Annotated in this window: 4 protein-coding genes; all 4 read left to right on the forward strand. The window is 36.7% G+C overall.

The annotated features are described in order from the left end of the window. The first annotated feature begins 200 nt into the window (after positions 1-200). The 4 genes from D9O48_RS14180 to D9O48_RS14195 all read left to right on the forward strand — a co-directional run bounded on the left by D9O48_RS14180 (position 201) and on the right by D9O48_RS14195 (position 7001). Positions 201-1322: a galactose oxidase gene (locus D9O48_RS14180; protein WP_233589250.1), complete on the forward strand. Its 1122-nt coding sequence runs from the start codon at positions 201-203 to the stop codon at positions 1320-1322. 18 nt (positions 1323-1340) lie between these two features. Next, positions 1341-2573: an MFS transporter gene (locus tag D9O48_RS14185; protein WP_126973632.1), complete on the forward strand. Its 1233-nt coding sequence runs from the start codon at positions 1341-1343 to the stop codon at positions 2571-2573. Between the two features lie 923 nt (positions 2574-3496). Then, positions 3497-6283 (forward strand): outer membrane beta-barrel protein, encoded by a 2787-nt coding sequence (locus tag D9O48_RS14190; RefSeq protein ID WP_126973633.1) that lies wholly within the window; start codon positions 3497-3499, stop codon positions 6281-6283. Positions 6284-6362: 79 nt separating this feature from the next. After that, positions 6363-7001 (forward strand): NAD(P)H-binding protein, encoded by a 639-nt coding sequence (locus tag D9O48_RS14195; RefSeq protein WP_126973634.1) that lies wholly within the window; start codon positions 6363-6365, stop codon positions 6999-7001. Positions 7002-7172 lie beyond the last annotated feature (171 nt).

The following is a 7172-nucleotide window of genomic DNA, read 5'->3' on the forward strand; positions in this document are numbered from 1 at the left end:
GCTGAATCAGGTTTTAATTACCTTTTTCAGCTTTTTTTTGTTCATTTTTTTAGTCTGTTTCATTTAGAGAAAAATTAATTTGTCCTACATATTGTTTTTGTCTTTTTCTTTTCGTAAACTGCATAAAATTTCAGTTTTTATACAGTGTGATATTTTATATTCTGTATAAAGCAGATTTAATTTTTTATAAAAATTATCTCATGACGCTTAAAGACAATTTCAAATTGAGAATAGTGGGGGGGATGATTTTGTTAAGTACAGTATTGTCTTGTAAACAATCATCTTCTAACGATCGGTTAACTATGATAACTTTTGAATGGTCGCAGCTTGACTCAATTCCGGACCCCTTTGGATTTGCAGGTGGATTTTCAGGTGTTTCTAATGGTGCGTTGATATTTGCCGGTGGTGCCAATTTCCCTGATGGAAAAGCTCCCTGGACTGGTGGTGTGAAAAAATGGTACAACAGTGTATTTGTTCTTGAGAGTCCGGAAGCACAATGGAAAACCGCAGGTACTTTACCAATAGCACTGGGCTATGGAACCAGTATTACTTACAATAACAGGTTTATTGTTATTGGTGGTTCAAATGAAACCGGGCACTCTGATAAAGTTTGGTCTTTAATTTATGAGAATAAAATGATCTCTATTGACAGTTTGCCTTCTTTGCCGCAACCACTCGCAAATAGTTGCGGTGCAGTCGTAAATGATAAAATATATGTAGCGGGAGGGCTGATCAATGATACAGATAAAAATACGACACCGCTATTCTGGTCATTAAACCTGAAAAATACTACAGAAGGCTGGCAGGTGCTTTCTCCTGCTCCCGGAAAATCAAGAATGTTAAGTGTTGCCGGTGTGTGGAATGATCGGTTTGTTTTGTTAAGTGGAGTTGAATTAGTAGACGGTGTAAGAAGTTATCTTACGGACGCTTATGTGTATAGTGAAGAAAAGGGATGGGATACATTACCGGATCTTCCTTATTCGGTAGCAGCTGCCCCTTCTACTGCTTATACACAAGGTGATCAGTTATTTATTTTTGGTGGAGATAACGGAGAATTAGCTGCAGAGGCCGGTACTTTGCGAGAAAAACATCCGGGCTTTGAAACGAAAATTCTTCAGTTTGATTTCAACAAAAAGCAATGGAAAATAAATGGTGAAATACCCGTAACCATTAAAGAAAATGCTGCAGAAACTCCTAACGAAAGTACGTGGGCTCCGGTTACTACTAATATGGTAGAGTGGAAGAATCATATCATTATTCCTTCGGGTGAAGTAAGACCAGCCATCAGAACACCAAGGATATTGACTGCAAAAATTAAATAACAAGTTCACTGTTGCTATATGAAAGAGAAAAAAATATTAGGGCTTTCTTATCCATGGTTTCTGGTTAGTATATTATGGGTAGTAGCTTTTTTGAATTACCTCGACCGGATTCTGATCACTTCAATGCGCGACCCTATTGTAGCTGATTTTCAATTGAACGACGCACAATTCGGATTACTCACTTCGGTATTCTTATGGTCGTATGGATTTTTAAGTCCTTTCGGTGGTTATTTCGCCGATAAAATTGGCCGTCGAAAAGTAATTATTTTCAGTGTAGTCGTATGGTCGGCAGCTACAGTGTTTACCGGGTACGCACAAACGTATCATCAAATGATCATTTCACGTATTATTATGGGAATGAGTGAAGCTTGTTACATTCCTGCTGCTTTGGCGTTGATAACAGATTATCATAAGGGAAAAACGAGGTCACTGGCTACCGGCATACATATGAGTGGTTTGTACGCAGGATTGGCTTTAGGTGGAGTGGGGGGCTTTATTGCTGAAGCATACGGGTGGCGCTTCGGATTCCACCTGTTCGGAATCTTCGGAATCTTATACTCATTCGTATTGATTTACGGATTGAAAGATAAAAAGGCTTCTGCAGAAGAATTGGCAGCAGCTGAAACCAAAGAAGAACCGATAAAAATATCTGCTCTTTTATCACAACTGTTTAAAAACTATGCCTTCATTATCATACTTATTTTCTTTTGTGTATTGGGAATGGTAAACTGGCTGGTGAATGGTTGGATGCCGACCTTCCTGAAAGAAAGTTTTGATCTGGGATTAGGTGAAGCTGGTATTTCTGCAACTGCCTATATTCAGATCGGTTCATTTGTAGGTGTATTGTTAGGAGGTATTATTTCAGACAGATGGAGTGCTACCAATCCAAATGCACGCCTCAACATGATTATCATCGGTTTCTTAGTGGGCGCTCCGTTTTTATTTTTACTTTCGTTCACCTCTGTATTTGCAATTGCTATTGCGGCAATGTTCATCTTCGGATTGGCAAGAGGCTTTAATGATTCTAACCTGATGCCTGCATTACGCCAGATCATCAATGAAAAGTATATAGCTACCGGCTACGGATTTTTAAATTTCCTGAGTACTATTGTAGGCGGATTGATGGTATATGTGGGCGGAGCCTTAAAAGATGCTGCCATTCCTTTATCGGTCGTATATCAGTTCTCTGCCGCCTGTTTGATTCTAGGAACATTAAGTTTATTCCTGATTGTCAAAAGAACTAAAAAATAAATATTATAATTTTTATAAATAGATAAAGCCGGAGGTTTACTTCCGGCTTTTCTTATGAATTTACCTCCCTGCTTTTCTTGTAAAAAGAACCTTTCGTCACAAATTCACAGTGATTGATCCCTTTTATTCATAGCCGGAAGAATCTATTGTTATTTTTGTTCAGCTAACAGGTTATTGCATAAAATAAGTACTACAAAGCAAAATAGTGTGTAGTAAGTTGGTGATAATAATTGGCCGATTGTTTCACTAATGCGCAGCTCATTATTCTATTAACGGAAAGCTCTTTACTGCGAACCCGTTCTTCAGTTTGTTTTTTAGTATCCGGTGAATTTGTTTTTCTTTCATTACAAGTTGAATAACCCACCGGAATTAATAATAATAAAGCCAATTTATGCATAATACTTTGATAGAAACAGTTGATCAATACAAAACTGTTTCACTTTTATAGCCTGTTCTTAAGCAGAATAGCCAGACAATGGTTTATAAATAGTTGATCATATTCTTTTATAAAGTATGAATATGACTGACAGTTCAGCTTTTTAAGTTGCTGATTAATGAATTTTTCAAAGGTTAATATAAATTTTAATATGTGACAAGCCGGTCAAAAATAAGAATGATATCAGTTGTAAACTAAATACTCATCATAATTTGACATTTGTCAAAAAAGTGATCAAAAAGCAAGCCATAACTATAAGAAATTAGTTAGATGGCAATTATCTGACAATTCAATAAATGATAAAAATGTTTAATAGAATGAGCAGCTAATAATTTTATTTACTATTTATATGGATTTATGCTTTTTCTGAATCATATTCTTTTAACGATTTGCCACGATCAACTATTAATTCTTAATTCTTAATTAATAATTATTAATTATTAGTTATTCGTTGATCTATTTTCAGCCAAAAGAACAAAACTAAACAATGAGAAAATCCCTTCATGCTGTAATGCGTGCCATTTACTTATTCATTTTCCTGATTGCGGGTTCATTAGTTTCAAATGCTCAGAACGGAGTTGTTGAAGGAAGTATTAAAGATGCACAGAAACAAGCTTTAGCTTTCGCTACGGTAACTATTTTTAAAGCATCAGACACTTCTATTGTTAACTACAAACTGACTGATCCTGCCGGAAAGTTCAGAATTACCCAGTTACCTTTGAATATTGAGTTGAGAATATTAGTATCCTACACAGGTTTTGACTCTTACCGTAAAACCTTTACATTATCTAAAGAAAGTACTGCATTAAATTTAGGGGAGTTGGTTTTAACACCAGCCGCAGATTTATTGGAAGATGTTGTAGTAACAGCAGAAAGACCACCCGTGGTAATGCGTAAAGATACGATCGAATTCAATGCAGAATCTTTTAAAACCCTGCCTACAGCAATGGTAGAAGACCTGCTCAGAAAATTACCGGGTGTTGTGATGACCGAAGATGGCCAATTCATGGTAAATGGAAGAAAAGTAAACCGTATTCTCGTTGATGGAAGAGAGTTCTTTGGCAATGATCTGAAAGCAACCACTAAAAACTTACCGGCTTATACCATTGATAAAGTACAGGTACATAACGACGAAAGAGATTTGTTCGACGATCCGAATCGCCCGCCTTCTGAAGTAGGACAGGTCATTAATCTACGCCTGAAAAAGGAATACAAAAAAGGAATGTTCGGTAAATTGTATGCGGGCGCCGGTACCAGCGACCGACATGAAATTGGTGGAATCGTTAATTTATTCAGAGATACCACTCAGATCAGTTTCCTCGGTTTTTCCAATAATCTTTCAAAAGGTGCCTTTTCAATGGGAGAATTAACCGGTGCAGGAGGTTTTAACAGAAGTGGTTTTAACAGCATAGCTATTACTTCAAGCGGAGGAGTTGCATTGAATGGAATTAGTTTCGGAGGTTTGGGAATGGGGATTGAAACTTCTAAAGGTGCAGGAATTAATATTAATCACACCATCGGAAAACATCTTGACCTGAACGCACAATACTTCTATACAGGTTCTAAAGATGAATTCGCTTCTACTTCAGTTCGTGAACAGTTTGTAAAGGATACGGTTCTTACCACTTCAACACGTATAGACAGGGTCACCAGAAGAAATTCGCACATGGCCAGTTTACGTGCTTTCTGGAAAATAGATTCTTTAACAAGATTAGAGTTTACACCCAAAATTAATGCAACGAATGGTAATAATATCCGTCCAGAATTTTCACTGACAAATCAGAATTTCGAAGGAAAGTTGAATGAAAGTACTATTGATGGGAGAGATAAACAATACTCATTAGCCTATAATCACTATCTGAATTTTAATAAAAAAATGAAAAAAGGATTTTCATTGAATATTAGTAATTATACAGATATGGATAGTCGCAATGATGTATACATTAATAAACTGATCAATTCATATATTGCTGTAGATACTTTGTATCAAAACAGAAAACAAGATCAGGATATCGCAGTGAGATCAGTACAAAACTATATCACACTGGCTAAAGTTATTAATAAATCAATCGATGTTTCCTTCAGGCATAAACTGGAATGGAAAGAAAACCGTAGTGGCATTTATGTATACGACGCATTGTTTTCAGAAGATTTATACAATGTTTATTTACCTGATCTGTCTAACGATTATACACGTGAAGATTTTGGCCAGGAATTCAACGGGCGTTTAAACTATAAATTGAAAAAATTTACTTTTTCTCCGGGTATTTCTTATGTTGATCTTAATTATACTAATAATTTCACGTCGCTCGGTTATAAACAAAAGAACAATTTCGGTATGTTCCTGCCATCGGTGAATATACGCTACGGTAACCACCTGAGCATGGGATTATCACAATACATGAATGTACCCACAGTTGATAAAATGCAGCCGGTTGTAAATGCCAATAATCCGATGAATATCATTATCGGCGATCCTAACCTGCGTCCGGGTAAAACTACTTCAGCAAGTATGAACCTGAATGTATACACTAATCCAAAGTTCACTTATTCTGCATATGTTTCTGCGCAGTTTCTGGATGATGCTATTGTGAGCAACCGCAGTATTGATGCATTAGGTAACCAAACAACCCGCTGGATACAACTGGACGGTAACAAAAACTTCTTTGGTAATTTTTCTGCTAATAAAATATTTACTGTCAGCACTAAAAATAAGTTTACTGTTGGAATGAGCGGAGGTGCCAATCATAGCGAGAATAGAAGTATTTTAAATTCAGAAATCATTACTTCTTTGATATCCGGTGTGAATTTTGCCCCCAGAGTCATGATAACATTAGGAAACCTGTTAGATTTCTCGGTTGCCTATAATCATAATATTAACTATAACCGTTTTGAAAATCAGGTGCTGAGTAATTTTACCTATGTCAATAAAAATATTTTCAATGAGCTGACGTTCAGACCGGGCAAACATTTTGTATTCAATTCAAAGTATACCATGCATTATCGTCAGCTGACCGGTCCGGATATGCCTAAATATGTACATCTGTGGAATATTGCGGCCACTTATCAGTTTATGGAGTCGCAAAGAGCACAGATAACTTTGTCAGTATTTGATGCGTTGAAAAGTAACCGGGCAATCAGCAGAACGATTCAACAGAACTATATTCTGGATGTAAATACTACCGTATTGCAACAATATTTTCTGTTAACATTCAGCTATAATATCAAAGACTTTAAGTCTAAAAGCCAAAATAGCATGTTTGGTTTCTGGTAGATTTTTCCGGAATTGATAAACATCCGGGAGGGTTTTGATGTTATAGTTCATATAAAACACTCAAAATATTTATCGACACATGAAAGCCCTGATTATAGGCGCCACAGGTGCCACCGGTTCTGACCTTGTAAAACAACTGCTGAATGATAGTAAGTTTCTTCAGGTAGTGGTTTTTGTAAGAAAAGCGCTTTCTTTTAAACACGATAAATTAGTTGAACATATTGTTGATTTTGAACATCCCCATACCTGGAGTCATCTGGTGCATGGGGATGTTGCTTTTTCTGCAATGGGTACCACCCTTAAAGCAGCAGGTAGTAAAGAAGCACAATGGAAGGTAGATTATGATTATCAATATAATTTTGCTAAAGTGGCCTCTGAAAATGAGGTTCCGGTTTTTGTATTGGTATCGGCGGCTTATGTTTCTCCTGATTCAAAACTTTTCTACCCGAAAATGAAAGGAAAGCTGGAAGAAGCTATTAAAAAACTCCACTTCACAGCGTTGCAGATCTTTAATCCGCCAGTGTTAGCACGAGCTAACAGTGATCGTTCAGGAGAAGTGATAGCTGTAAAAGTCATGAACTTTTTTAATGCAATCGGACTGTTTAAGAAACACCGTCCGATGAAAACCAACGAACTGGCAGCAGCTATGATTCATGCCGTAAAGAAAGCTACACCAGGTATACATCAGTGGCAGGGGCAGGATATTCTGAAAGCTTGAAGTTTTTTTACCATTAGAAATTAAAAGCTCCTGCCGCTTCGCTTTGGCTTCTTCTATCTTATGATCACCATTTAAACATGAAGAGAATGAAGTTGAAAAGCGAATGAAATGTTGCCGGTTAGCTAGTTTCCCTTCATCCCTTCATTATCTTCATGTTTCCCATTGAGATCT

The sequence above is a fragment of the Gynurincola endophyticus genome, assembly GCF_003991195.1.
Classification (GTDB): domain Bacteria; phylum Bacteroidota; class Bacteroidia; order Chitinophagales; family Chitinophagaceae; genus Gynurincola; species Gynurincola endophyticus.

Bases quoted from the DNA above. Each gene is read 5' to 3' on its own strand.
- D9O48_RS14190 (WP_126973633.1), top strand. From the start codon at position 3,497: ATGAGAAAATCCCTTCATGCTGTAATGCGTGCCATTTACTTATTCATT.
- D9O48_RS14180 (WP_233589250.1), top strand. From the start codon at position 201: ATGACGCTTAAAGACAATTTCAAATTGAGAATAGTGGGGGGGATGATT.
- D9O48_RS14185 (WP_126973632.1), top strand. From the start codon at position 1,341: ATGAAAGAGAAAAAAATATTAGGGCTTTCTTATCCATGGTTTCTGGTT.
- D9O48_RS14195 (WP_126973634.1), top strand. From the start codon at position 6,363: ATGAAAGCCCTGATTATAGGCGCCACAGGTGCCACCGGTTCTGACCTT.